The 25,360-nt window shown below is 64.9% G+C and carries 20 protein-coding genes; 13 read left to right on the forward strand and 7 right to left on the reverse strand.

Translation table 11 applies throughout. From position 1 onward, the window contains the following. Positions 1-398: 398 nt before the first annotated feature. Positions 399-1,031, forward strand: a complete 633-nt coding sequence (locus H7A19_15415) for a glutathione S-transferase family protein (protein ID MCP5476219.1) — start codon at positions 399-401, stop codon at positions 1,029-1,031. Between the two features lie 308 nt (positions 1,032-1,339). Here H7A19_15415 and H7A19_15420 read toward each other — a convergent pair whose 3' ends face one another. Next, a complete protein-coding gene (locus H7A19_15420; GenBank protein ID MCP5476220.1) occupies positions 1,340-2,578 on the reverse strand; it encodes an A1 family peptidase in 1,239 nt (412 codons plus the stop codon). Positions 2,579-2,741: 163 nt separating this feature from the next. Here H7A19_15420 and H7A19_15425 point away from each other — a divergent pair, with 163 nt between their 5' ends. Beyond that, entirely contained in the window at positions 2,742-3,482 is a 741-nt protein-coding gene (locus H7A19_15425) for a DUF1223 domain-containing protein (GenBank protein ID MCP5476221.1), read from the forward strand. 94 nt (positions 3,483-3,576) lie between these two features. Here the strand turns inward: H7A19_15425 and H7A19_15430 are convergent, their stop codons facing one another. Both H7A19_15430 and H7A19_15435 read right to left on the reverse strand, forming a co-directional pair. Then, positions 3,577-5,712: a winged helix-turn-helix domain-containing protein gene (locus H7A19_15430; protein MCP5476222.1), complete on the reverse strand. Its 2,136-nt coding sequence runs from the start codon at positions 5,710-5,712 to the stop codon at positions 3,577-3,579. A 449-nt stretch (positions 5,713-6,161) separates the two neighbouring features. After that, complete coding sequence (locus tag H7A19_15435; GenBank protein ID MCP5476223.1) at positions 6,162-6,878, reverse strand: DsbC family protein; 717 nt, start codon at positions 6,876-6,878, stop codon at positions 6,162-6,164. A 262-nt stretch (positions 6,879-7,140) separates the two neighbouring features. Between H7A19_15435 and H7A19_15440 the strand changes: the two genes are divergently transcribed. After that, on the forward strand, positions 7,141-8,382 hold the full coding sequence (locus H7A19_15440) for a hypothetical protein (GenBank protein ID MCP5476224.1): 1,242 nt from the start codon (positions 7,141-7,143) through the stop codon (positions 8,380-8,382). Between the two features lie 289 nt (positions 8,383-8,671). Next, a complete protein-coding gene (locus H7A19_15445; GenBank protein MCP5476225.1) occupies positions 8,672-8,947 on the forward strand; it encodes a hypothetical protein in 276 nt (91 codons plus the stop codon). A 172-nt stretch (positions 8,948-9,119) separates the two neighbouring features. Here the strand turns inward: H7A19_15445 and H7A19_15450 are convergent, their stop codons facing one another. After that, positions 9,120-10,658 (reverse strand): amidase, encoded by a 1,539-nt coding sequence (locus H7A19_15450; GenBank protein ID MCP5476226.1) that lies wholly within the window; start codon positions 10,656-10,658, stop codon positions 9,120-9,122. A gap of 180 nt (positions 10,659-10,838) precedes the next feature. Between H7A19_15450 and H7A19_15455 the strand changes: the two genes are divergently transcribed. The 5 genes from H7A19_15455 (at position 10,839) to H7A19_15475 (ending at position 16,229) form a co-directional block, all read left to right on the forward strand. After that, positions 10,839-12,422 (forward strand): glycosyltransferase family 39 protein, encoded by a 1,584-nt coding sequence (locus H7A19_15455; protein MCP5476227.1) that lies wholly within the window; start codon positions 10,839-10,841, stop codon positions 12,420-12,422. Then, positions 12,397-13,098: a phosphatase PAP2 family protein gene (locus H7A19_15460; protein ID MCP5476228.1), complete on the forward strand. Its 702-nt coding sequence runs from the start codon at positions 12,397-12,399 to the stop codon at positions 13,096-13,098. Before H7A19_15455 ends, H7A19_15460 begins: the two co-directional genes overlap by 26 nt. A 97-nt stretch (positions 13,099-13,195) precedes the next feature. Beyond that, a complete protein-coding gene (locus H7A19_15465; protein MCP5476229.1) occupies positions 13,196-13,798 on the forward strand; it encodes a hypothetical protein in 603 nt (200 codons plus the stop codon). A gap of 28 nt (positions 13,799-13,826) precedes the next feature. After that, complete coding sequence (locus tag H7A19_15470; GenBank protein MCP5476230.1) at positions 13,827-14,657, forward strand: hypothetical protein; 831 nt, start codon at positions 13,827-13,829, stop codon at positions 14,655-14,657. Positions 14,658-15,275: 618 nt separating this feature from the next. Next, the gene (locus H7A19_15475) at positions 15,276-16,229 is read left to right on the forward strand and encodes an acyl-CoA desaturase (GenBank protein ID MCP5476231.1); all 954 of its coding nucleotides are present in this window, start codon (positions 15,276-15,278) and stop codon (positions 16,227-16,229) included. A gap of 77 nt (positions 16,230-16,306) precedes the next feature. Here the strand turns inward: H7A19_15475 and H7A19_15480 are convergent, their stop codons facing one another. Further along, positions 16,307-18,019 carry a carboxypeptidase regulatory-like domain-containing protein gene (locus tag H7A19_15480; protein MCP5476232.1) on the reverse strand — a complete coding sequence of 571 codons (1,713 nt, stop codon included), beginning with the start codon at positions 18,017-18,019 and terminating at the stop codon, positions 16,307-16,309. 130 nt (positions 18,020-18,149) lie between these two features. Continuing rightward, positions 18,150-19,082 carry a hypothetical protein gene (locus tag H7A19_15485; GenBank protein ID MCP5476233.1) on the reverse strand — a complete coding sequence of 311 codons (933 nt, stop codon included), beginning with the start codon at positions 19,080-19,082 and terminating at the stop codon, positions 18,150-18,152. Between the two features lie 154 nt (positions 19,083-19,236). Here H7A19_15485 and H7A19_15490 point away from each other — a divergent pair, with 154 nt between their 5' ends. From H7A19_15490 to H7A19_15505, 4 genes are all read left to right on the forward strand, one after another. Then, complete coding sequence (locus H7A19_15490) at positions 19,237-20,640, forward strand: peptidase M64 (GenBank protein MCP5476234.1); 1,404 nt, start codon at positions 19,237-19,239, stop codon at positions 20,638-20,640. Beyond that, positions 20,640-21,029, forward strand: a complete 390-nt coding sequence (locus H7A19_15495) for a DUF2721 domain-containing protein (protein MCP5476235.1) — start codon at positions 20,640-20,642, stop codon at positions 21,027-21,029. The genes H7A19_15490 and H7A19_15495 overlap by 1 nt, the downstream gene beginning before the upstream one ends. A gap of 241 nt (positions 21,030-21,270) precedes the next feature. After that, positions 21,271-22,422 carry a D-2-hydroxyacid dehydrogenase gene (locus H7A19_15500; protein ID MCP5476236.1) on the forward strand — a complete coding sequence of 384 codons (1,152 nt, stop codon included), beginning with the start codon at positions 21,271-21,273 and terminating at the stop codon, positions 22,420-22,422. 234 nt (positions 22,423-22,656) lie between these two features. Continuing rightward, a complete protein-coding gene (locus tag H7A19_15505; protein ID MCP5476237.1) occupies positions 22,657-23,961 on the forward strand; it encodes an MFS transporter in 1,305 nt (434 codons plus the stop codon). A 190-nt stretch (positions 23,962-24,151) separates the two neighbouring features. Here H7A19_15505 and H7A19_15510 read toward each other — a convergent pair whose 3' ends face one another. Then, positions 24,152-25,198, reverse strand: a complete 1,047-nt coding sequence (locus tag H7A19_15510) for a COX15/CtaA family protein (protein ID MCP5476238.1) — start codon at positions 25,196-25,198, stop codon at positions 24,152-24,154. Positions 25,199-25,360: the final 162 nt, after the last annotated feature.

Raw genomic sequence — 25,360 nt, forward strand, 5'->3', positions numbered from 1 at the left:
AGCAATCCAGTCGCTTGCGCGTGTGCATCTGGATTGCTTCGCTGCGCTCTCCATGAACGCGTCATTCCCGCGAAAAGCCTGCCCCCGCGAAGGCGTGGGGCGGGAATCCAGATAAAGCGGACTGGATCCCCGCCTTCGCGGAGATGACGGTGGAGGTTCATGGCTTGTGGGCATTTGAGCGAAGGAACTGATGGCTCTCAATGACGCCGATTTCGGTCTGTTGTAGGTCCAGACGAGTCTGGACCCACAAAGCCCATCGCCTTTCCCGTGCCCCGTGCCCCGTGCCCCGTGCCCCGTGCCCCGTGCCCCGTGCCCCGACAACCGACAACCGACAACCGACAACCGACAACCGGCGTTATTCTGCGCTGGTCCTCATGCCGAATTCTGGAGCCAAGCCCATGTACACCCTCTACTACGCCCCAGGTGCCGCCAGTCTGGTGGTGCATTGGTTGTTGCTCGAAGTCGGCGCCGAACACGCCTTGAAGAAGGTCGATCTGCAAGCCGGGGAACAGCGTTCGGCGGACTATCTCAAGCTCAATCCGAATGGCGTGGTACCGACGCTGATCGTCGATGGCGCGCCGGTGGCCGAATGCGCTGCCCTGGTGCTGCTGCTGGCCGAGCGTCATCCCGAGGCCAATCTGGCGCCGGCACCGGGCAGTGCGCAGCGCGCGACCTATCTGCAATGGACCCTGTATCTGGCCAACACCCTGCAACCCGCTTTTCGGACCTGGTTCTATCCCGGCGAGGCGGCCGGCGAGAGCCATGCCGATCTGGCCAAAGCCTCGGCGCAGGCGCGCATCGAGCAGGTCTTCGAGCGCCTGGACGCGCATCTGCGTGAGCACGGTCCGTATTTCTGCGGGGAGCAACTCACGGCGCTGGACTTCTACGCCACGATGTTGATGCGCTGGTCCCGCAACATGCCCAAACCCGCCACTGATTGGCCGGCGCTGACCGCGCTGGCGGCGCGCATGAAGGCCCGACCCAGTTTCAAGCGCTTGTATGAGAGCGAGGGCTTGACCGAGTGGGCCTGAGCTTGCCGCAGGCCCTGCCGAGCAAGCTCGGCACGTGACAGCCTCGTACGGCCTTGCCTTTCGTAGAGCGGAGCTTGCTCCGCTGCTTTGGCTGGGCTTGTGCTCTTCCATCCCGGCCGAAGAGCCGCAGACCCTGCCGAGCAAGCTCGGCACGTGACAGCCTCGTACGGCATTGCCTATCGTAGAGCGGAGCTTGCTCCGCTGCTTTGGCTGGGCTTGTGCTCTTCCATCCCGGCCGAAGAGCCGCAGGCCCTGCCGAGCAAGCTCGGCACGTGACAGCCTCGTACGTCGTCGCTCTGTCGGCTGCTTCACTCCCGCGCCTTGGCGACCTTCAGGGCGCCCAAGCCAACGATGCGACGGTCGAAGATGCAGTAACGGCCGGCCAGCAAGGGCAGTCCGAGCAGGCTTTGATCGGGCCAGTTCGGCAGCTGCGACATCAGCAGAAAGATGGATTGCCCGGCTTTGAGCGCGTTGTGCGGCCAATAGTCTTCCGGATCGCAGCGCAGGTGCACCTCGCCACCGCTCGATGACTCCAGAAAGAAGTGCAACTCCGGCCAGTCGCGGTGCTTGATCTGACTGTTGGGCAAGCCCTCTTCGCTCTGGAAGGCCTGCTGAAAGCGTTCGATCAGCACGGACAAATTGGGATCGTGAGCGTGGAAGGCCTTCAGTACTTCGCTGTAGAGCGTCTGCTGCAGGACGACAAAGCTGCAGCCAGTGTCGAAAATGGCATTGCTGCCGGCGCGGCTGAGGTCCTTTTCCGCCAGGGGTGGGGCCTCGATGCGCGGGCCGGATCCCACCTGGATGGCGATCAGATGGGCGTTGTAATAGAGATCATGGACGATGCGAATGCTCTGCACCGGGCCTTGATAGAGGGATTGGCATTGCTCGCCGCCGCCCAGCACCAACAAGCCGCTGTTCAGCGAATCACCCAGCAGCTGTGTCGCACTCGATCGCTCGTGCAGCACATGTACCAACGCCCGTCGAATGACCATCGCGAACACATTGGGCAGCACGCCTTCCTGCTCCAGGGCCGTGAAGCAAGGGGTCACTTCGACCCGGGGCTGCTGTCGCGCCAGCGTACGAAAGGCCGTCAGATCGTCATCGAAGGGCCAGGGCCAGGTGCTCGCCGGCGTCACCCCGGTCTGGGTGAGGTAGGCGTCGAAATCGTAGGCACCGTCCAGCCCGCGGTAGGCCAGTCCGAACAGGCCGTCAGCGTCGCGAAAATTCTGTGCCGCTGATTCCACCAGCGCCAGCGGCGTGGCGCCGATCACGCGCTCGTGCTGGCCATCGCCCAGCGTGATCTGCGAGTGCAGCACCGGCCCGGCCCAGCTGCCCTGGCCGTAGCGGATGGTTTGCGCCAGGCTGGTCAATCCGCGTGCTTCATCGGCATGGGGATCATAGGCATGGGGCAGGACCACCAGCGTGCTGCTGCCGGTATCCAGCAGCAGGTTGGCAATGCGTTGCTGGCTGCCCAGCTTGACCGCAACGCTGTAGGCGCCCTGGGCGTAGGCCAGAGTGGTGCGCAGTTCCACGGTACGAGCAGCCATCGTCAACTCCTGCCTGTGTCGGCGGAATTGTCGCTGTTGCCGAGCATCCGTGGAACCGATCGTGGCTGAAAGACAGCGCGCATCGCCCCGCCGCGACCGGGACCGCCTCCGAAAGCCGTGTGCCCCGAACACGGTCTGCTTCTGCAACTCGGGAGTCGATCGCATGCGCATTCTTGCTCTGGCCGTTCTGTCCACACTGACCGCTGCAGATCTGGCGGCCGAACCCTTGAGCTGCGAGCTCAGCGCCAAGGGCGCACCGCCGCAGCGGGTCGAGCTCTACACCAGCGAGGGCTGCAGTTCATGCCCCGCCGCGGATCGCTGGCTATCTGGAATGCCGACCGTCGACGAACGCCTGCTGCTGGCCTTCCATGTCGACTACTGGGACGATCTGGGCTGGCCCGATCGCTTCGCCGACGGCCGCCATGCGCAGCGCCAGCGCGAGATTGCCGCACGGGCGCGCAGTCGCACCGTCTACACGCCGGAGATCGCCGTGGAAGGTCGTGAGTTCCGCGGCTGGCGCCAGGGGCTGCCGGAACCGGTGGCGGTGGCCGGGCCAAGCCTGTCGGCGCGGATTCGCATGGACGCCGGCCTGGCCGTGGACCTGCTGCCGGGCGCCGGCTTTCCAGCCGACGCCAAGGCCCATCTGGCGATTACCGAGGACGCTTTGTACACCGAAGTGCGCGCCGGCGAAAACCGCGGCCAGCGATTGCGCCACGATCACGTCGTCCGCGCCTTTGCCCAGGCCGGGCCTTTGTCGCGACGAATCAGCGTGAATTTGCCGGCCGACCTGGACCGCGCTCGGGCACGCCTGAATCTGTGGATCGAGGATGCGCAGGGGCGAACCGTGCAAGGGCTCAGCGTCGCCCTCGACCAGTGCGCCGCAGCGGCCGAGGGCGGCGGCTGACCGGGAACCTGCGACGCCTGGACAGCCGGCGTTACCCTGCACCCCGGCAAGGGCCAATTCGGCGGCTCAGCACGGAGGCCGCCGCCGGCTGGATTCAGTCGTCATTGCGGCTCAAGATCGTGATCGGACTGACCTCAGCGTCTTCGACATCCCGCGTGGACGCGATCCAGACCGGCGTCGGCAGGCTTCTTTCGCCCGCCAGCGCGGCCGCCTTCTGCTGGACGCTGGAGATGTCGTCAGCATCTCCCCGGGCCATGGCCAGTCGCAGGGCCATCGACCGGGCCTCGAAACTCTGTTCGATGCGGACCGGGTCATGAGCCTTCAATTCGTCCAGCACCCTGGTCGCTGCCGCCAAATCACCGCGCTCAATCAACAAGTCCAGCAGGGACTCGGCAGCCAGCTGCATGCGATAGAGCTGATTGGCTTGGCGCGCTTGCCGGAACCCTGCGCGCAGCTCGGATTCGGCATCAACAGCCTTGCCCTGCATCCACAACCAGCGGCCACGCGCGATGTGGGCCAGAGGCAATTGAGCTTGCTCCAGAATCGCCAGTTGATCGGCGGCTGGATCGGGTGCCAGTCGGCCGGCCGACGCCAGCTTGTGCGCGGCGGTTACCCACAGCAGCAAGGCGCCGTCGCGGTTCTCCAGCAACAGATTGCTCGGACAGTTCAGCACATCGTTGTGAAATTCCTCGTTGGCAGCGGCCAGCGCCTGATCGTACTCGCCGGCTGCAAGGTGGTAGATCGCCGGAATCACCTTGCCGCGCTCGCCGCCTTGGGCGTCGGCCTCTTCCAGCAGGGAGGCGGCTTCGCGCAACCGGCCCAGGCCGGTCATGACCAGCGCCCGCAGTTGCAGGGTGGCGCCCCGGCGCTCGCTGTCGGGGGCATCCTGCAACAGCTGAATGCTCCGGTCACTGCTGGCCAGGGCATCATTCCATCGCAGCAGTTCGATCTGAATCTTGGTCGCGGTGTTGCGGGCGAACAGCTCCCGTATCGGATCCTGGAAGGTGTGATACAGGCCGGCAATCTCGTCGATCTGCTCCAGCGCTTCGCTCATCCGCCCCATGCGCATCCACACCCGAGCCAGGCTGACCCGCAGGTCGGCTGCAAGAGCGTCATCACCGATGCTCTGGTACAGATTTCGGGCGCGACTGATGTCCACCAGCGCTGCATCCAACTGATCGGTTTGTACCAGCGCGTTGCCGCGCACGCGCAAGGCGTGGGCCAGCACCGTGGCCGGAACGTTCCGACCGTCCCTGTCGGCAGCGTCCAGCAAATCCATCGCCTGCTGGGCTGGCGCCAGGATGTCACTACCGGGCTTGCGCATGCGGTAGCGCAGCGTGCTGCGCAAGCCGAGCAGCTGGGCCTGCCAGACCCGATCAGCGGCGAGCTCGGCCTGCTTCAGCTGTTGATTCAGTAGTTCTTCTGCGCGCGGGAAGCGTCCTCGAGCGATCGCCAGCTCGATGGCCAGAATGTGCGCCTCAGGTGCACTGGCCCACAACGCCGGCAAGCGTGCCAGGCCTTCGCGGACGTATTCGTACCGGGCCTGACGGAAAGCGACCTTGAGATCCTGCAGCGGATCGTTCACTGCAATCCGTGTCGTGGATTCAGACATCGTGGATCTGGACACCTGGTAAGGCGGGTAGTCACGCAAGTGCAGGGCGAGCGCAGCCAATATCAGGAGCATCAGGGCGCCGCCGATGAGCCAAACCGGCCGTGGCCAGCCAGCCGACGTGGGCCGCCGGCTAGCCGCTCGGTCGGGTTGAGCGTGCGTCGAGGCCGCCGCCGCTGCTGTCGTCGACAACTCCACCAGGGCGGCGCTGGGTGGGATGACCGCCGGTTCCGGTGCCGGACTCGGCGCCATCAGCTCAGGCTCCGGCAATGGGCTCTGGAACACGGCTCCGGGCTGTGGGACGCTGCAATCGATTTCCACCACCGGACCCGTCCAGTGGTATCCCATGCCAGGCACTGTGCGGATGAATCGCTGCCTTGCGCCGTCGTCTGCCAACAAGCGCCTGGCGGCGAGGACCACCTGGGCCAATTGATTGTCGGAGACATTGGGACGCCCCCAGAGCTTGAGGATCAACTCATCGCGACCTATGGCGCGCTCGCGGTGCTCCACCAGATAGCGGATGCACTCGAAGACCCGGCGCGGCACTTCCGTCGGCAAGCCCTGCCGGGTCAACATCATCGCCGCCGGATCCAGCGTGTAATCGTCAAAGCAGTAACGCATCACTTCCCCCCAACGGTCATGTCAGAAGCACCGGCGCGAGCCCCCACTCGCCGGGTGTATTGGGAACCAGGAGCGGGTCTGAGCGCCATGGTGGCGCGTCCCGATTCGCTGATATTCGAGAGGATTCCAGGAAAATGTCGACAAGCCCCGTGACCACAGGGATCGCGGCTTGAGATAGGGATTCAAGCGATCTCGATGGGACTCGTTCTTGTAGGAATGCAATCAATCACCCAACGGGCGTTGCCTGCCCGTGGGTAGGAGCGACCTTGCGTCGCGACCACGGACCCACGTGATCGCGTCACTGGTCGCGCCGCGAGGGCGCTCCTACGGAAGACGGGTATCGCCTGCGGTAGGAGCGACCTTGCGTCGCGATCACGGACCCACGTGATTGCGTCACCGGTCGCGCCGCGAGGGTGCTCCTACGGGAGTCGGGCTAGACCAGCGTATCGCTACGGCGCGGCTTCCAGCTGCGCCAACAGCTGTTCGGGCGGCACATATCCGAGCAGCATGGCACCTGATTCGGTGACGATGGTGGGCGTGCTGCCCACGCCAATGCGTTGGCCCAGCTGGAATTCCTCGCGGACGGGATTGGGGCAGATCTTCGGCGGCGGCAACTGCCCCTGCTTGGCCAGGGTCAGCGCCTTCTGCTGGTCGTCGGCGCACCACACTGACACCGCGTTGTCGTAGGAAGGTGAATCCAGGCCGCCACGCGGGAACAGCAGGTATTCCACGCTGATGCCGACCGCGTTGTAGTCGGCCATCTGCTCGTGCAGCTTGCGGCAATAGCCACAGTCCAGATCGGTGAACACGGTGATGGTGTGCTTGGGCTCTGCCGCCGGGAAGGCGATGCGTTGTTCGGGACCAATGCTTGCCAATGCCTGCTGGCGGCGTACCGATCGCGCCACTTCGGTGAGATTCTTGCGACCGTCGACATCCCAGAGCACGCCGCTCATCAGAAACTTGCCGTCGGCGCTGACGTAGACATCGTTGCCGGCGACCACGGCCTGATAAATCCCCGGCATCGGCGCCGGTTGCACCGACTCGATCACGGCATCGGGTGCCAACCGGGCGATGGCTTTTCGAACCTGATCTTCATCGGCGGTGCCGGCCCAGCATGCGGCCCCACTGGTCGCCAGGACCATCGCCACTGTCACGCGCGTCATCATGCTCGTCTCCATTTTGTGCAGCTGCCCCATCGGCAGTGCGGCAAAGAGCCCAGGAATGCGAATGAAGTTTCAGCCGGCGGGCGCCAGAGACCTGCGTATGCGCTGAAACGAGGCCCTGGCACGCCGGAGCGTGTCCACCGTGAGCTCGATCACAGCCTGGGGAAAGTGCGGGTTTTCTCCACAATTGCTGCAAACCGGCTGCGCAATTGGCCTTGATGGTGGGCTAGCCGGGCTGTTCCGGCGACCGCTGGCGAGGTGCGTGATGCGTTATCGACGATCCTGGATAGTGGCCGGTCTGTGCGCCAGCGCACTCGCTGTGAGCGCCGCAGCCTGGGCGCAGAACCCCGGACAGCGCCCCGCCGAACGCCCGCGCGGTGATCCGGCGCAGGCCGACGCCCGTGGCGGTGGCACACGATTCGGCGATGCGCTGCCGGGCCTCAGCGCCGCCGAGTTCGCTGAATTTGCCGCAGGCAAGGCCGAGTTCATCAATGTCGAGGACGTCGAAGGCGGGCTCGGGCCGATCTTCAACAACAGCTCCTGCGTGTCCTGTCACGGCATTCCTGCGGTCGGCGGCAGCAGCTCGGCGCTCGTGACCCGATTTGGCCTCAGCAGTGCCAACGGTTTCGATCCACTGGCATCCCTCGGCGGTTCGCTGCTGCAGGCCATGGCGATTGATCCCGCCGTGCAGGAGATCGTGCCTCCGTCGGCCAATGTCATTGCTGAACGGCAGTCGACGCCGCTGTTTGGCCTGGGACTGATCGAGGCGATTCCGGACCGCGCCATCGTCGACGGTGCGCGTCGGATCAAGCCCTTCGGCGTCCGCGGTCGCCCTGCTGAGGTCGTGGACGTGGCGACTGGCCAGGCCCGCATCGGCCACTTTGGCTGGAAGGCGCAACTGGCGACCCTGCTCGACTTTGCCGGCGATGCGTATCTGAACGAGATGGGCGTGACCAGTCGTCTGTTTCCGCACGAGAACGCGCCCAACGGCGACCTGGCGCTGTTGGCGCAGTACGATCTGGTGGCCGACCCCGAGGACGAGGTTGATCCGGTCAGCGGCAAGGGCGATATCGATTTTGCCGCCGATTTCATGCGTCTGCTGGCGCCACCACCGCCAGGTCGGTCGTCGGGGTCGGCCAGCCGGGGTGAATTCGTGTTCGAGCAGGTGGGCTGCGCGCTCTGCCACACCCCCGTGTTGATGAGTGGTCCGAGCCCGATCCGGGCGCTGGATCGCAAGCCGGTGGCCTTGTATTCGGATCTGCTGCTGCACGATATGGGCGCGCTCGGCGACGGCATTGCCCAGGGTGATGCCGGACCCACGGAAATGAAGACGCCTCCTCTGTGGGGCGCACGGGTCAGCGCACCCTATCTGCATGATGGTCGCGCAGGCACGCTGGACCAGGCCATCCGCCTGCACGACGGCGAGGCCCGGGTGGTGCGCGACCGCTATCTGCAACTCAACCGTGACGCACAGCGACAGCTCGTCGATTTCGTCGAAACCCTGTGAAAAGCGCCCAATTTCACCGACCAAGGTGACGCGCAAACCGATCTCCGTGCTATCACAGGCACTCTCAGGGAATCGGACTCGAGTCATGGTCAAGGCCAAATCCAACGCTGCGCCTGGCGCACCGAAATCGACGGCAAGCAAACCGGTCAGGCGAACAGCCGCAGTGCGCCCCGCCAGAATCACCCAGGCCAGCAAGTCCGGACCGGCCGCGGCACCAAAGCCGAAGAAGGCTGCGGTGAATCGGGAGTCGACGCCGCACGCAGCGGCGGCGCCGAAGATCAGCGTCAAATTGGCGCGCGGCCGCTTCACCATGCCTGAGGCCGATTTCGACCGCATCGCATTGCTGAAGAATCGCGCCCGCGAACTGGGTAGACCGGCCAAAAAGAACGAGCTGCTGCGCGCCGGCCTGCGCGCACTGGTGATGCTCTCCGACGAATCGCTGATGATCGCGCTGGACCAGCTGGAAGCCACCAAACCGGCCAAGGCGCCAAAGCCGGTCAAGGCGCCCAAGGCTCCAAAAGCAAGCAAGCCGGCCAAGGCGGCGAAGGCGAAGCCAGCGGGCTGAGGGCGATCGCGTCGTCACGGATGCCGGCAGGCCCCTGTGGGAGCGGCTTCAGCCGCGATCGGCTGCTGGTATCGATCCAGACTTGTCTGGACGCGTTTCCATGTTTGGAAGGAGCGTCGCGGCTGAAGCCGCTCCCACGGAGGCGAAGGCCTGGACGGCGACTGCACCAGTATCAGGGCAGCTGCGGCGGTCGTCGTGCCTTCGTCGCCTGTTCGAAGGCGTAGGCGATCTCGATCAGGCGACGCTCCTGCCAGGCACCGGCGATGAAAGACAGACCCACCGGCAGTCCGTGCACCAGTCCCGCCGGCACGGTGATGCTCGGATAACCGGCGACCGCCGCCAGCGTTGAGCTGCCGCCACCGAAATGATCACCGTTGACCCAGTCGGTCTTCCACGCGGGGCCGTTGGTGGGCGCGATCAAGGCGTCCAGTTGGTGTTTCTTCATCGCGGCATCGATGCCCTGTGCCCCGGCCAGCCGCCTGGACAGCGCCCGGGCCTTTCGATAGGCGCGATCGCTCAGCGGACCCTTGGACAGTGAACGCTCCAGCAGTTCCTGATCGAACCATTCCAGCTCCTGCTCGGCCTTGTCCTCGTTGAGTCTTACCAGCGCCGAGAGACTGGCCACCGGGGCGCCGCCTTGCTGAAGGTAGCGATTCAATCCGTCCTTGAACTCGTACTGCAGCACCTCGAATTCGGCATCGCCCAAGGTATCCGGCACCTCGATCACCACCGGATCGATCAGCACGGCGCCGGCCCGGCGCAGATCCTCCAGGCGCTGTTCCAGCAGGGCATCGACCTGATCGTGAAAACCGAAATCCTGGCGCAGCACACCGATACGCACGCCCTGCAGGCTGGCTTGATCCAGCACTTCGCGGTAGTCGACACGATGGCGGTCGGCATCCACGGTCGCCGGGTCATCCGGATCGGTGCCAGCGATCACGCTGAGCACGGCGGCGGCATCGGCAACGCTGCGGGCCATCGGCCCGGCCGTGTCCTGGCTGGCCGAGATCGGGATGATGCCGCTGCGGCTGACCAGTCCCACCGTGGGCTTGATGCCGACCAGCCCGTTGACGCCAGAGGGGCACATGATCGAGCCGTCGGTTTCGGTGCCGATACCGACGACGGCGAAGTCGGCGGCGATGGCCGCGCCGGTGCCGGAACTGGAGCCACAGGGATTGCGGGTGGGATCGTAGGGGTTGCGGGTCTGGCCACCGAGTCCGCTCCAGCCTGAGCTCGAGCGGTTCGAGCGGAAATTGGCCCATTCGCTGAGATTGGTCTTGCCCAGGATCAGCGCCCCGGCCGCGCGCAGCCGGGCGACGATGAAGGCATCCTGGGCCGGACGATGACCCGCCATGGCCCTGGCACCCGCCGTGGTGGGCATGTCCGCGGTATCGATATTGTCCTTGATCAGCATCGGCAAGCCATGCAGCGGCCCGCGCACCTCGTCCTGCTGGCGCTCCCGGTCCAGTGCCTCGGCCTGGGCCAGCGCTTCGGGCTGCAAGGCCAGCACCGCGTTGATGGCCGGTCCGTCGTGATCGAGTCTGGCGATGCGCTCCAGGTAGTGCTGCACCAGTTGCCGCGAGGTATAGCGCCCGGCGGCCAGATCCTCCTGGGCCTGGGCGATGTCGGGTTCGGAGGGAACGGGCGCGGCGCTGGTTGCGGCCGTCGACAGCGCGATCCATGCGGCGATCGTGATCCAGCTGATATCCATGACCATCAGGGCCCTTGGCCGGGCGCTTGCGCGCAGGCCACCGAGCATAGCGTTGCTGCTTGCTGAAGGCCGCTCTGCCCATGACTTCGACCCGATCGCCGCCGCGAAGCAGTCCTGATTGCAAGGATCGTGTCATCTTCCCCACCAAAAATTTTCGCATTGTCTTCCGATCATTCGGGCATGACGGCGATTCCCCTGCCCAAGACCGTTGCCGCCAACCAGTGGGTGCCGCACGCGCTGCTGGCTTGCGTACTGCTGGTGTCCTTCGGGCTGCCATTCGCGATCCCGCGCGATCTTTGGGTTCAGGACGAGGCCCGATACGGTGCCGTGGTGCAAGAGATGCTGGCTACCGGGCAATACCTGGTACCGCATCTCAATGGCCACGTCTATCCGGACAAGCCGCCCTTGTACTTCTGGTTGGTGCTGCTGTTCGGAAAGATCCTGGGACACAGCGAATGGGCCTTTCGGGCGCTCACTCTGGTTTCCGGCTTGCTTGCCGTGGAAGCGGTTCGGCGGCTGGCGATCCTGGTGATCGGTACCGAGTGGGGCCTGCGAGCCGCGCTGGTCTACGCCACCTTCGCACTCAGCTTGATCGTTGGCGGCATCGTGCGCATGGACATGCTGCTGGCCGCCAGCGTGGGTTGGACTCTGCTGGCACTGGTGCACCTGCGCGCGGGCGCGCCTCGTGCCTGGATCGGATTCTGGCTGGGCGTGTGTGCCGGTGTGGCCATCAAGGGTCCGATTGCGCTGGCATTTACGCTGGTGCCGGCGATCCTGGCCCAATCGTGGGATCAGGGTTGGGAGGGATTGCGCGCCCTGCGCATCTGGCCGGGGATTTGCGCACTGCCGATCCTGTTGTTGAGCTGGATCGGGTTGGTGCTGGGCGCCGGCCATGGCGACTACCTGCAACAGATCTGGCAGGAGCAGTTGCTCGGCCGCGCGGTGCACTCCTGGAGTCATGCCCAACCGGTCTGGTACTACCTGACCTTGCTTCCGCTGATCCTGTTTCCGTGGAGCGCGCTGGTGGCGACAGGTGTCTGGCGCTGGCTGCAAGCGCCGGGTCCATCCGGGCGCCTGGTGTTGACCTTCTGTCTGTCGCCCTTGCTGCTGATTTCGCTGGCTTCAGGCAAACTGGTGATCTACCTGCAACCCCTGCTGCCGGCGAGCGCGCTGGCAGCCTGCCATGCCTGGCAGCAATGGCAGATGCTCGGCAGAACACCGTTGCCGGCACGCCTGGGCACCGCCTTGATCGGCCTGTTGCTTCTGGCTGGGCTGTCCTGGGCAGTGCTGCGCCTGCAGGCTGCCCCCATCGCTGGCTGGCTGCTGGCGCCGCTGCTGTTCTTGCTGGTGCTGGCCGGCGTCGCCATGCCCGAGCTGCGCCGCTGGTCCCAGCTCCAGATCGCCTGCGCCATCTGCCTGAGTTTGGCGCTCTGGTTGGGTCTGGCGCCGCTGGCCGCCAGCCAATACTCGGCTCGTCACGCGGGCGAGATTCTGCGAGACGCGACCTCCTCCGGCGCGACCCTGGCCATCGTCGACACCACCCGCGGCATTCTCAATTACTACGCCGGTACCGGGCCGATGGTCGAACTCGATCGCGACAACGCGGCTGCCTGGTGGCGCAATCACCGCCGGGCTGTGCTGGCGATCAAGCGCCGCGATCTGGGTTTCATCCTGGATTCGCCAGCTGCTCTGGCGCGCTGCGAATTCCATAGGCAGTTCGAACTGGAGGGGAAGGCCTATGACGTCCTCGCTCGCTGCTGGTGATTGGCGTCGCCGTCTTGCGGATATCCAGAGCGGCTGGATCTGGGCCGTACTCGCCTGGTGGGTGGTGGTACTGGCCTGGGGCGATCAACTGCCGATCCAGTGCTTTGACCACTACTGGAGCCACGCCGCCAATCAGGGCCTGAAGCTGCTCTCTGACGGCTCCCTTTGGATCGGGTATCTGGCGATGCTGGCCGTGCTGGTTCGCGGCTACGCCCTCGGTGATCTCGCCATGCGCGCGTACGCCTGGAGCTATTTCGCCACTCAGATGATCATCTCCGGTGGTGTCGTGCAACTGTTGAAGATGACCATCGGGCGGGCTCGCCCGGGCCTGGAGGACCTGAACGGGGCGCTTCACCCGGATCTGCTCGTTGCCAGCCCCAATTTTCACTCCTTTCCCTCGGGACATACCACCGATCTGATGATCAGCGCCGTGTTCATTGCCGGTCTGTTGCCGCGCCCGGAGCAGCGTCGTTGCTGTCTGATCATCGCTGCCGGGCTGGTGGCCTTGCGGGTACTGCTGGTGAAGCACTGGCCCACGGATGTGCTCGCTGGTGTAGTGCTGGGCGGCGGTGGTGCTCTGCTGGTGATCGGTCTGGTCATCGGCGCAGCGACTGACGTCGCCCGGCCAGAAACGGCTGCTGTTCCTCTTGCCGGCGCAGAATTTGGCAAAGTCTAGGGGGAAAACGGGCTTCCACGCCGACCCCCTGATGCCAGATGATGGTCCCAGAGGGCGTGCGCTGTGCGCGCCCCCTGGACGTCGGAGCCACGAGCGTATGCACACCTTCAAGGGACTGACGCTGGTCGCCTGCGCCTTGCTGTTTCAGTCCACGGTGGTGTCGGCGGCGAATGCCGTGGGTACCTGGGAAGCCACCCAGGAGGGCAGCACCCGCTTTCTGGTTTGGTCCGGACAGGTCGAATTGCTGGGCAAGCCGACCCAGATCGGTCTGAACTTCAACAGCGATCCCACGCACACGGCCGAGCTCAGCGGCGTGATCGGCTTTGATCTGTATCTGGCCTCGAAGTCGGCCCTGGCGCCGTTTTCCTTCGACGACTTCGAGGGGCCTGATGCCGTGTCCGCCGATCGCCTGCTGATGCACATCTCGGTGACGGGCAAGAAGTCGACCGAGTTTGCCGCGGATGCCTCCCCGTCTGGCTGGAGCCCGAGCGGCAGCAACTTTGCCTTCGGGCTGGCGGCGCCTAGCTTCGAACCAGACAGTCGCGAACGCCAACTGGTGGCGGCCCTGGCTGCCGAGGGCGCGGAGCAGTTGCACATCCGTATCAGCGATTACCGCGACCCCACGCTCAAGCTCGAATTCGCCTTGCCGGTGGCAGGTCAGCAAAAGGCCTTCGCCGACCTGCTGGCTCACCTGCCTTGAACCCCTCCTTGCCTCTGGACCTCAACCGATGAACATCCGCTTGCGGCTGCTGCCGCCGCTGTCACTGCTGCTGGCATGCCTGGCTGCGCCGCTGGTGGCGCAGGATCGGGTCGAGATCGATGGTCAGAGCAAGCCCGCCTACGGCCGACTGCTGGCCCTGGAGTCCGGGGACATCGCCTGCTACCTGTCGCTACGCGGCGATGACGGCGCGGAATTCCAGGAAATGGCCAGCTTCGAAATCTGCGAGGGCGGCGAGGAACTGATCGGCTCGCGTCTGGTGCTGCGCTACGAGTTGCAATCGGTGCAATCGGCCGAGTGCCAGGGCGATCCGGAATGCCAGCTGTCGGACCTGGTGCCGCTGGTAGTGTCGGCCAGGGTGGCCGATGACGAGGAGGGCCTGGCCGAGGGCGCAATCGACTCCTTCTGCACGCCGCAGGAAACCGTGGTCTTTGATTGCCGTGTGGGCAGCAAGCGGGTGTCGGTGTGCGGCTCAGGGCCCGACCGGCTGCAGTACCGGTTCGGCAGGGCTGATGCGCGAGCAGCGTTGGAATTGACCCTGCCCGAGGGCCCGGTGCCGGCCCGCCGCGCGGCCAGCGGCGAAACCGTCCCCTTTTCCGGCGGTGGCGGCAGCTGGCTGCGTTTCCGCAACGGCGACTACCGCTATGTGGTCTACAGCGGTATCGGCCGATGGGGCGAGAACGGCGAGACCGTGGAAAAGCAGGGCGTGGTGGTGGAGCGCGGTGGCCGAGTGGTCGCCGACCTGCCCTGCACCGGACCCTTGACGAGCGAACTCGGCCCCGACTGGTTTGAACAGACCGGCGTCAGCGGCGACGATGAGGGCTTTGATTTTCCGGACTGATCGATTCGCCGGGGCGCCCGTTTGGCGTAGCCCGATGTGCGGCGCAGCCGCTCACCGGGGCATGTTGGCGTCACCGCCCGAACAGCGCTGCGCGCAGTTCGGGCTACAAGAGCCGCCTTTCGTAGCCCGTTGTGCCGCGCAGCGGCTCAGCGGGGCTCTTCCGCGTCACCGCCCGGACAGCGCTGCGCGCAGTGCGGGCTACAAGAGCCGGCTTTCGTAGCCCGTTGTGCCGCGCAGCGGCTCAGCGGGGCTTGGTCGCGTCACCGCCCGGACAGCGCTGCGCGCAGTGCGGGCTACAAGAGCCGGCGCTCCTGCTCTTCGTAGCCCGTTGTGCCGCGCAGCGGCTCAGCGGGGCTCTGTCGCGCCAGTGGAGGAGCCGTCCTGCCGACGCAGCAGTGAGCTGGTGCAGTTGCAGAATGATCAAACTACGCTCGTCATAAGCATTTGATTTAGGGACATCATCGACTAGCCAGCACTTTTTCTGTTGCAACATGAGCAATCTGGAAGCCTGCGCCGTAACCCGAGCATCAAGCTCCGTCCCGGCCGTGGCTCCCAACTTTTCCGGGTGACAACGGTCCCTCCAAGACTGCCAAGGATCCACCCGTGAAAACCGATGCCATGCGCTTCAGCGATGCCACTTCTGGCCCATTTCGCGTCAACTCATTGACCATCACCACCGACTCCGACGCGCTGAGCGGCGCGGTTCGGTGGGATCCGCTGCGCTCCTTCTGGAATGCCGGAATGCTCGCCATCACCCTGTTCGTTGCGCCCTGGCAGTTCACCTGGAGTGCCCTGGCCGTGTTCGCGGTGCTGCTGTTTGCGACCATGTGCGGTGGACACTCGGTGGGATTTCATCGCCGCCTGATCCATCGCAGCTTCAAGTGCGCCAAGTGGGTCGAACGCCTGCTGGTATGGTCAGGCACGCTGGTCGGAATGCAGGGTCCGTTCTGGGTTATCCATTCGCATGATCTTCGCGATTGGGCGCAGCGACAGTTGGATTGCCACCCCTATCTGCGCCACGGTGGGGGCCTGTGGAAAGACGCCATCTGGAGTTTGCACTGCCGTCTGCAGCTGGCACGGCCCCCGCAGTTCGATCCTGGCCCAGGCATCGCCGATGACCGCTGGTACCGGTGGCTGCAGCGCACCTGGATGTTGCAGCAGTTGCCGCTGGCCTTGCTGCTTTGGGTTCTGGGTGGGTGGCCATGGGTCGTGTGGGGCATCTGCGTGCGCGTCTGCGTGGGTGTATCCATGCATTGGTTCGTTGGCTATCTCTGCCATACCCATGGTCCGCAGGACTGGCTGGTAGACGACGGCGCCGTGCAGGCCCACAACGTCCCCTGGGCAGCGATTCCGTCAATGGGCGAGAGCTGGCACAACAACCATCATGCCTTTCCGGCATCAGCTCGTCACGGGCTCTATCCCGGCCAGATCGATCTCGGGTACCGTTTCGTGCAGCTGCTGGAACGCCTGGGGCTGGCCTGGGAGGTGCAGATTCCACAGAATCTGCCGCCGCGCCCGGGCATCAGTCCGGTGCCTGCGGCGCGTCTCGAGCCGCGGAGCTTTGCCCGATAGCGAGGCTCGCCGACGAGGCAGATCGCCGTTGCTGGCTTCCTGGCAATTCTATCGAGCGCCGCGCCGGACTCTGGCAGCTACTCAAACCCGCTGCCGGATATGAACTCCTGGGTATCGAATTCAAAATCGATGCCGGGTGTAATCGCTCCGGGCATGACCGTGATCGGTGTGGCCAGGGTGAAGTTGCACAGATGCAGGCCGCCTTGGCATTCGATGCCTTGAAATGCCTGAAACAAGGGCATGTACGTGCTGGTTCGAGCCCCTGCAGCTGCCCAGTAGTTGCCTGCGGGCAAATTGCCGCTGGCCCAAGTATCGCCAGAGTAGCAAAAGTGGTTAACGGATTCTGACGGAACCGGCAGCGACGCGGGATAGACACGAAGGTAGGAATTGGGCGCGCATTGGGCGGGAAGCTGGGGATCTTCGACGGTACCGGAAATCCGCCCGCCCAGCTCCAGCGTGAAGTCGATGTCCGCGATGTTCTGATCGAGTATCAGCGGTATACGCTGCTGGCCCGGTTGTCCGCAGTAGGGTCGGTCCGTCTCGGCACAACGTATCTCGGGCCATTGTTCGGTAATCCACAATTGATTCCCGCTCGCACTCGCCTGCAGGAAATAGGTTTCGGGACCGACACCGAAAAGGGTGTAGCGGCCATCAGCATCCGTCAGCGATTGCGACAGGTTCAACAGACCGCTAATGAAAATCATGGGGATTGAGGCGCTGACCGTGACGCCTGCGATGGCGCTCCCGGTCGAGGCCGAGGTCACCCTGCCACTGATGGTCTGGCGAGCATTGATATCTGTTGTCAGTCCAGTCAGATCGTCGCCTGATTCAAGGACCAGTGGCAAGCCGAGTTCCGGTCCGCAGGGCCCCGACGTGCATTCAGGGCCACCAAACCAATGCGCGAGCCAGAGCGGGTCGTCGGGCACGCTGACCAACAGCTTGTAGACACCGGCGCGCAGGCCAGTCTGAACCGCCGACCAGGCTGCTGCCAGATGGATCGTTGTGGCTGAGCCTTCTCGCCACAGGCCGATCAATGGGGGCCCTGAATGGACCCAACCTGCCGGCGGCTGAACGGTGATGCCTATGCGTGCTTCGGGCTGAAGGATGATGTCGGGCAGGTCCGAGATCTGGCCTGGTTCCACAGTAACGGTAGCCAGGGGTACGGACGACCCGAACACATCAGTCTCGACACCGTTGGGGTCCCGGCAGACTTTCCCATCGGCACAGCCGAAGATCACGTATTCGCCCGGCGGCACATGGTCGACGTCAAAGGTATCGGTTACAGCCAGCGAATTTTCACTCGGACCCAAGCGGAAACGGACCTCCGCTCCATTGAGCCCGCCCGGCGTCGAGGACAGCAGTCGCCCGCGAACCCGGCCAGCACCTGAGGTTTCCATCGGTATCGTCAGTGCCGTGGCCGTCGTATCGAATTGGATCAGGGCTGCTCCGCCGCCAAGAAAGCAGGTTCCCGTATTGTACGGCGCCGGGCAGTCTCGCCCGATCAGATCTCTGCCGTAAGAACGAGCGACATAACCTTCGGCCACGACCTGGACCATGTAAGAGCCGATGGCAAGATCATCAATGACGAAAGCGCCATTTACGTCAGTGGAAGCGGTTCGAACTGACGGCGCGCCTGAGACGCTGGTTATGAGCAGGAAGGCAGATACCGTGGCCCCGGCGATGGGCTGCTGAGTTCCCGCTTCCACCAAAGTGCCGTCAATACGGTTGGCGGCACTTGCCTGGCAGGTGGTCAGAATTGTCCAGCACAACAAAATCAACAAGAATCGCACGGCCGCTCCTGGCGCAAAGGATTCGACAGGGAAGCCCAAGTCGATATTTGCGAATTGTAACCCAACGCATTGGCGATGCCGACCGAGAAATCGTCCGCCGGGTCAACGCCGGAGAATCCCTCGGCGGCTGTTAGCGCGCGTACATCTCCTTCGGCACGGCATACACGCTGCCATCCTTGGCCACCAGCACGGCACGCTCGCCCTGGTCTTCCAGCAACTGGCCTTTGCCGCGGGCATCGAATTTGGCGCTGAAACGCTGCGCTTTACCTTCACCCTGCAGACGCTCGGGCGTAGCCAGCTGCAGTTTCACCCACCGGGCGGTCTCGGCAATGCCCTGCTCGATCGCCTGTGCAAACATCGCCGGATCCTGAGCCGCCCAGCGCAGCGTGCGCTTCTTCTGGCTCAGACCCACGTCCTCAGGCAGCCGGATGAGATATTCCACATAGACTTTCCGATGCGGGATCCGCTCCATCTGCAGGCGCAGCGTGCTGTCGCGAACCACGCGCCGATCTTCCACCGCACCCGTGACGAAGATCCGGATTACCCGCAACTTGGGGCTGAAAGCGACATAGCCGCGCAGCTGACCCAATGCACGCCCCGGTTTGTCGAAGGTCTTGGCACCCACGCGAACCCTGGGCATCTCTTCACTGTAGCTGAAGCCGGTGCCGAGCCCGTCGGCGGACAGCTCACGCTGCAGGGCTTCACGCAGACGTGCGCCCCAGGGATGCCGGCCCAGCGCAGCCTCGATCTGCTCCAGTCGCTTGCGGTCATTGCGGGCCTTGATCATGGACACGCCCTCGGAGATCGCAGTGACCGCGAGGCCCGCGCCCACCGACAGCACCGAGGCATTCGGCATCATCAGATCGACGCTGGTCTGCATGCCGGCCGGCAGCCGATCTTCCTGTTCCACGAACAGATCGGGCTCGAACACCATCGCCATCGGGATGTCCCGCTCCACCGGCAACACGGTCGGCGTCATCGGCTTGGGCTTTGCGGCAAATGCGGGTGCTGCGCACAGACCGGCGAGCAGCACGAGGCCAAGCAGGCATCGGATCGAATTCATGGATGTTCACGATCTGGCGGGGCCGGGATTCTACCTGTCCACAGCCCTTGCCCGGCAAGCACCCTGCGATCGGCTACGCTGGCCGATCCTCGCGCTGCTGTGGCCCCAGGGCGGGTTCTGCGCGAACATGGGCCATCGCCCACCGGAGACAACCATGCTGCGCCATGCCACCGGAATCTTGCTGCTCTGCGCTTCAGCCTGCCTGTGGGCCGCCCAACCCGGCACCCTGCGCGTGGACTTCGTGCACTCGGGCAATGCGCTGACCGAGATGTACAGCCTCGATCGGGTGCTGCTGGAGCCGCTGCCGTGGCCGGGCAGCCTGGATCAGCGCATCGATACGCTTCGCCGAGGCGCCTATTTCTTCGATGTGGTCGAGCCGGGCACCGGCAAGGTGCTGTATTCGCGTGGCTTCAGCTCGATCTTCGGTGAGTGGCGTACCACCGAGGAGGCGCAGAAGGGCAACCGCGCCTTTGGCGAATCGCTGCGCTTTCCGCTGCCGGAGGCGCCGGTGCGGGTGCGACTGTATGCGCGCGACGATGCCAATGAGTTCTCGATGGTCTGGACGCTGGATGTGGATCCGGCCGCGCCCGGCGTGATCCGCAAGCATCGGCCCATGGCCACCGAAGCGGTGGCCATCCGCCAGAGCGGTCCGCCCGAGCGGAAGGTGGATCTGCTGATGCTCGGCGATGGCTACACCGAGGCCGAGCGGCCGAAGTTTCTGGCCGACGCCAGACGCATGAGTGAGGCACTGTTCAAGGTCTCGCCGTACCGCGAACGCGCCGACGACTTCAATGTCTGGGCGCTGATGGTGGCGGCGCCGGAATCGGGCATCTCACGCCCGTCGACCGAGAGCTACCGCTGGACCCCGCTGGGCGCGCAATACGACGCCTTTGGCAGCGAGCGCTATGTGCTCAGCTTCGACAATGCCAGCTTCCGCGACATCGCCCAGCATGCGCCCTACGAATTCGTCGAACTGCTGGTCAACAACCAGACCTACGGCGGTGGTGGCATTTACGGCCTGTACGCCACGGCTGCCGCCGGCAGCGAATGGGCCGATTACCTGTTCGTGCACGAGTTCGGCCACCATTTTGCCGCGCTGGCGGACGAGTACTTCACCTCCGATGTCAGCTACGCCAAGGCGGTGGAAAGACGCGAGCCCTGGGAGCCCAACGTCACCGCGCTGCACGATCCAGCCGCGCTAAAATGGGCCAGCCTGGTGAGCCCGGGCACGACGCTGCCGACGCCCTGGCCCAAGGCCGAGTACGAGGCCTATCAGCGCGACAATCAGGCGCGCCGACGGCAGCTGCGCGAGGAACGCCGGCCCGAGTCGGAGATGAATGCACTGTTCCACAGCGAGCAGGAGCATGTGGACGCAATGTTCTCGGCGGTGCCGACGCGCGACCGGATCGGTGCCTTCGAGGGGGCGAACTACGAATCCAGCGGCTACTACCGACCCGCGCTCAACTGCCTGATGTTCACCCGAACCGATCATTTCTGCCGTGTCTGTCAGGGCGCGATCAGCGAGGTCATTGACCTCTATTCCAGCGGAGAGCGCTGATGGAGTTATCCCTGACCACGCCAGCGCTGCTGTTCCCGGCCCTGAGCCTGTTGCTGCTGGCCTACACCAACCGCTTTCTGGCGGTGGCCAGTGTCATCCGCCAGCTGCACGCGCAGATCAAGGGCGGCATGCCGCAATACCACGAGGAGCTGGCCAGCCTGCGTCACCGGGTGCGGCTGATCCAGCAGATGCAGGCCATGGGCGTGCTCAGCCTGTTCTTCTGCGTGCTCTGCATGTTCCTGCTGTTTGCCGGCTGGATCTTTCCCGGCAAGATCGCGTTTGCCATCGCCCTGGTGCTGCTGCTGAGCTCACTGGCCCTGTCGGTGCGCGAAATCCAGCTCTCCAGCGATGCGCTGAACCTGCATCTGTCCGATCTGGAGAAGCAGTAGCTGCGCGAGGGCACGAGGGCACGAGGGCACGAGGGCAAGAGGGCAAGAGGGCAAGAGGGCAAGAGGGCAAGAGGGCACGGTAGCAGCGACACCTGTGGGAGCGGATTCATCCGCGACAGATCCTGGCTGGAATGCAAGTCCAGCTCGCGGGCAGAGCCCGCTCCCACAGCAGAGCGGCTCCACCTGAGCCTCACGCCCCTGTAGTAGTCTGCCTGGCAACCTGATTGTCGAGGACTGCGCCATGCGCTCAGCGTTGCGATGCCCCACTCGGCTGCATGCCGGCCTCTTCGGTATGGCCTTGTTGGCCGCTTCTGCGCTGCTGACATCGGCCTCGGCGCTGTCCGGGCCCGATCCGCGCGCGACGGCCCTGATCCAGGAGCTGGGTCTGAAGCAGGCTGAGGTGGCGGCGCGCGATCTGCCCGGCTGGAGCGTGCCAAAGCGCATCGTGCTCGGCTCGCGCAACCCGCAATTGCTGCAGCGACTGCAGGTGGTGGCGCCTGAGGTCGAGATCGTGGTGGCCGATGCCGATCCGGCCCGGCGCGCCGAACAGCTGGCGGGCGCCCAGGCGGTGTTTGGACTGTGCGATCAGGCCACGCTCGATGCCGCGCCGGAGCTGCACTGGATTCAGACGCTGTGGGTGGGCGTGGAGCGCTGCGTGGTGCTGCCGGGCCTGCTGGAACGCCAGATTCTGCTGACCAATATGCAACGCACCAGCGGCATGCCGATCGCCGATCACGCCATCGCCATGACCACCGCGCTGATGCGCGGTTTGCCGCAATTCGTGCGCCAGCAGCAAGCCGGTCACTGGGCAGATGACGAATCGGAACTGCCGGCCATGCGCGAGATTGCAGGCCAGACGCTGCTGGTGGTGGGCCTGGGTGGCATCGGCACCGAGGTCGCACGCCGCGCCCATGGCCTGGGCATGCGCGTCATCGCCATCCGCAACAGCAGCCGCGAAGGTCCGGATTTCGTCGCCCAGGTGGGCTTGTCCGAGGACCTGCTGGCCTACGCCGCGCAGGCTGATGTGGTGGTGAATTCGCTGCCGCTGACGGCCGAGACCACGGGCATCTTCAATGCCGGATTCTTTGCCGCGATGAAGCCGAAGAGCTATTTCATCAGCGTGGGCCGCGGCCAGAGTACGGTCAGCGACGATCTGGTCGCGGCGCTGCGCAGCGGCCACCTCGCCGGCGCCGGCCTGGATGTCACCGATCCCGAGCCGTTGCCGGCCGAGCATCCGCTGTGGGCTTTCCCCAATGTGATCATCACCCCGCACGTGGCCGCGGCCTCCGAGGTCCAGAATCAGCGCTACCTGATCCTGGCCATGGAGAATCTGCGCCGTTATGTGGCCGGTGAGCCGATGTTGAATGTGGTGGACATCGCGCGGGGGTATTGAGTGTGCCCAGCGAGCCGCAGCCACGCACCAGCTTGCTGTTCGTAGCCCGAAGTGCGCGCAGCGCTCTCCCGGCAGTGACGCGGAAAAGCCCCGCTGAGCCGCTGCGCGGCACAACGGGCTACTCTTCCGGATTGCTTCGTCGCTGGACTCCTCGCAATGAAGCCGGTTCCATGTCTACGCCGTGATGCCAGCTAAGAGTCTTCGAACGATTGACGGAACCTGACCAAGGCCAACATGACCATCGACAACGCTGACAACCGCCCCAGTGTGCTGCAGACGCTGATGAAGGTGCGCCCGGAGGAGCGCCGGGTGCTGGCGCTGTCGGCGCTGTACTTCTTTCTGGTCATGGCCAGCTATTTCATCCTGCGCCCGATCCGCGATCAGATGGGCGTGGCCGGTGGCGTGCGCAATCTGCCCTGGCTGTTCACCGGCACCATGATCGCCATGCTGGTGATCAGCCCGCTGTTTGCCGGACTGGTCTCGCGCTGGCCACGGCGGCGCTTTGTCACCTGGAGTTATCGCGCGCTGATGGTCTGTCTGCTGGCCTTCTACGCAGCGCTGGTGACGTTGCCCGAGGATCAGCTGGTCTGGGTGGGTCGCGCCTTCTTCATCTGGGTCAGCGTCTTCAATCTGTTTGCGGTGTCGGTGTTCTGGGCGGTGATGGCCGATGTCTTCCACAGCGAGTCCTCACGCCGGCTCTATGGTGTGATCGCCGCCGGCGGCAGCCTCGGCGCGCTGATGGGCGGGGTCGTGACCAGCGCCATGGTCGAGGCGATCGGCGCGCCGGCGCTGTTGCTGGTCTCCCTGCTGATGCTGGAGCTCGCACTGTGGTGCATGTACGCGATCACCCGCGACCATTCGGTGGATGCCGCCGGCGTCCGCAGCGATGGCGAGCGCGTCATCGGCGGCAACGCCATCGATGGCTTCAAGCTGGCCGCGCGCTCGCCCTATCTGCTCGGCGTGTGCGGCTACATGTTGCTGTACACCATCGGCTCGACCTTTCTGTATTTCCTGCAGGCGCAGATCGTCGACAACACCATCGATGGTCAGGTCGCGCAGACCGCGTACTTCGCCAATGTCGATATATGGGTCAATGGGCTCACCCTGACGCTGCAGCTGTTCCTGACTGGCAGGCTGATGGCGCGCATCGGTGTGGGCCTGACCCTGGCGCTGCTGCCGGTGATCAGCATCATCGGCTTCCTGGGCCTGGGCCTGGTGCCGGTGCTGGGTGCCGTGGTGGTGTTCACCGTGGCCCGACGAGTCACCAATTTCGCGCTGTCGCGCCCGGCGCGCGAGGCGCTGTTCGTGCCGCTCAGTCGCAGCGAGAAGTACAAGGCCAAGAACCTGATCGACACCGCGGTTTATCGCATCGGCGATCAGGTCGGCGCCTGGGCCAACGGCGCCCTGATCTGGCTGGGATTCGGCATCGCCGGCATCGCCTACACCGCCGTGCCGCTGGCGGCGATCTGGCTGGCGCTGTCGCTGTGGCTGGGACGCCGGTACAGGGCACTGCAGGCGGCAGAGCCGAAGAGTGGGTGAGGGTTGGAGCGGTTGTTGGTTGTTCGCACGGGGCACGGGAAAGGCTGGCAGGTTCCGGGCGCGTGTAGGTCCAGACTTGTCTGGACGCTGTTGGCAAGGTGCTGAAGAAGCGTCCAGACTTGTCTGGACCTACCCTTCCCTCAGGTCTCAGACAAGAACCGTCTGGCCTTTGCCCGAGTCCGCGCCCGTCCTACGCCGCCAGACTGCGATGCCTGAACATCAGCGCTGCGCCCAGCAGCAATACCGCACCGCCCTGATGCAAAGTGCCGAGCCAGACCGGCACATGCAGCACCAGCGTGCTGATGCCCAGACTGACCTGCACCAGCACCATGGCCGCGAGCACATTGAGCGCCAGACGCTGACTCGATTCCAGTTCGGCGCGGCGCAGCCGCCACCACAGGCCCAGGCACAAGGCCAGCGTGGTCAGCGCCAGGCAGCGGTGCACAAACTGCACCATCACCGGATTTTCCAGGAAATTGCGCCACCAGGGATCAAAGGCGAGCACGCCAGGGGCGATCCAGTGTGCGCCCATCATCGGCCAGGTATTGAACATCAGACCGGCGCGCATGCCGGCAACGAAGGCGCCGAAAACGATGGTCAAGGCCAGCAATCCCAGCAGCGCATGCACCGCGCCGGTCAACGGTCGTGCCTTGCGGCTGCGAGGCCACAACAGCTTCAGCGCCAGGGCGAACATCGAGGCAAAGATCAGCAATGCCAGCGACAGATGCGCGGCCAGCCGGAAGTGGCTCACCCGTGGCATGTCCACCAGGCCGCTCTTGACCATGTACCAGCCCATGTAGCCCTGCGCCGCGCCCAGACAGAGGATGCCGATCAGCGGCCAGCGCAGACGCGGACTCACCTGGCCGCGTAGCCAGAACCAGAGCAGCGGCAGCGCGAACACCAGCCCGAGCAAGCGCGCCAGCAAGCGGTGCGCCCATTCGTACCAGAAGATGGTCTTGAAATCGCCGAGGCTCATGCCGCGGTTGACCTTGGTGTACTGGGGGCTGTCCTTGTAGCGCGCGAACTCGGCCTGCCAGGCTGCCTCGTTCAGCGGCGGCAGCACACCCGATACCGGTTTCCAGTCGACGATCGACAGGCCCGATTCGGTCAGGCGGGTGGCCCCGCCCAGCATCACCAGGGCCAGCAGCACGCCACAGCAGAACAGCAGCCAGCGACCGATCGCACGATCGTCGTGGGCGGACCTGAGCCCTTCCGGGGCGATGGAGACAGCGGACATCGAATACCTCTGCGGTGCAACAGGATTGCCGGGTTCAGGCGCACAGGAGCAGCGTGGCAACCTGAACGGGCCAGGATTATGGTCGCGACGCAAGGTCGCTCCTACGATTGGCGAAGCATAGCGAGACGGCTGTCAGCGGGCTGTCGCGAACTTCCGCTTGAT

This window comes from Rhodanobacteraceae bacterium (assembly GCA_024234055.1).
In the GTDB taxonomy this organism is placed as follows: domain Bacteria; phylum Pseudomonadota; class Gammaproteobacteria; order Xanthomonadales; family SZUA-5; genus JADKFD01.

Coding starts and splice junctions, on each gene's coding strand:
- H7A19_15415 (MCP5476219.1), top strand. CDS start 399: ATGTACACCCTCTACTACGCCCCAGGTGCCGCCAGTCTGGTGGTGCAT.
- H7A19_15420 (MCP5476220.1), bottom strand. CDS start 2,578: ATGGCTGCTCGTACCGTGGAACTGCGCACCACTCTGGCCTACGCCCAG.
- H7A19_15425 (MCP5476221.1), top strand. CDS start 2,742: ATGCGCATTCTTGCTCTGGCCGTTCTGTCCACACTGACCGCTGCAGAT.
- H7A19_15430 (MCP5476222.1), bottom strand. CDS start 5,712: ATGCGTTACTGCTTTGACGATTACACGCTGGATCCGGCGGCGATGATG.
- H7A19_15435 (MCP5476223.1), bottom strand. CDS start 6,878: ATGATGACGCGCGTGACAGTGGCGATGGTCCTGGCGACCAGTGGGGCC.
- H7A19_15440 (MCP5476224.1), top strand. CDS start 7,141: ATGCGTTATCGACGATCCTGGATAGTGGCCGGTCTGTGCGCCAGCGCA.
- H7A19_15450 (MCP5476226.1), bottom strand. CDS start 10,658: ATGGATATCAGCTGGATCACGATCGCCGCATGGATCGCGCTGTCGACG.
- H7A19_15455 (MCP5476227.1), top strand. CDS start 10,839: ATGACGGCGATTCCCCTGCCCAAGACCGTTGCCGCCAACCAGTGGGTG.
- H7A19_15460 (MCP5476228.1), top strand. CDS start 12,397: ATGACGTCCTCGCTCGCTGCTGGTGATTGGCGTCGCCGTCTTGCGGAT.
- H7A19_15465 (MCP5476229.1), top strand. CDS start 13,196: ATGCACACCTTCAAGGGACTGACGCTGGTCGCCTGCGCCTTGCTGTTT.
- H7A19_15470 (MCP5476230.1), top strand. CDS start 13,827: ATGAACATCCGCTTGCGGCTGCTGCCGCCGCTGTCACTGCTGCTGGCA.
- H7A19_15475 (MCP5476231.1), top strand. CDS start 15,276: ATGCGCTTCAGCGATGCCACTTCTGGCCCATTTCGCGTCAACTCATTG.
- H7A19_15485 (MCP5476233.1), bottom strand. CDS start 19,082: ATGAATTCGATCCGATGCCTGCTTGGCCTCGTGCTGCTCGCCGGTCTG.
- H7A19_15490 (MCP5476234.1), top strand. CDS start 19,237: ATGCTGCGCCATGCCACCGGAATCTTGCTGCTCTGCGCTTCAGCCTGC.
- H7A19_15495 (MCP5476235.1), top strand. CDS start 20,640: ATGGAGTTATCCCTGACCACGCCAGCGCTGCTGTTCCCGGCCCTGAGC.
- H7A19_15500 (MCP5476236.1), top strand. CDS start 21,271: ATGCGCTCAGCGTTGCGATGCCCCACTCGGCTGCATGCCGGCCTCTTC.
- H7A19_15505 (MCP5476237.1), top strand. CDS start 22,657: ATGACCATCGACAACGCTGACAACCGCCCCAGTGTGCTGCAGACGCTG.
- H7A19_15510 (MCP5476238.1), bottom strand. CDS start 25,198: ATGTCCGCTGTCTCCATCGCCCCGGAAGGGCTCAGGTCCGCCCACGAC.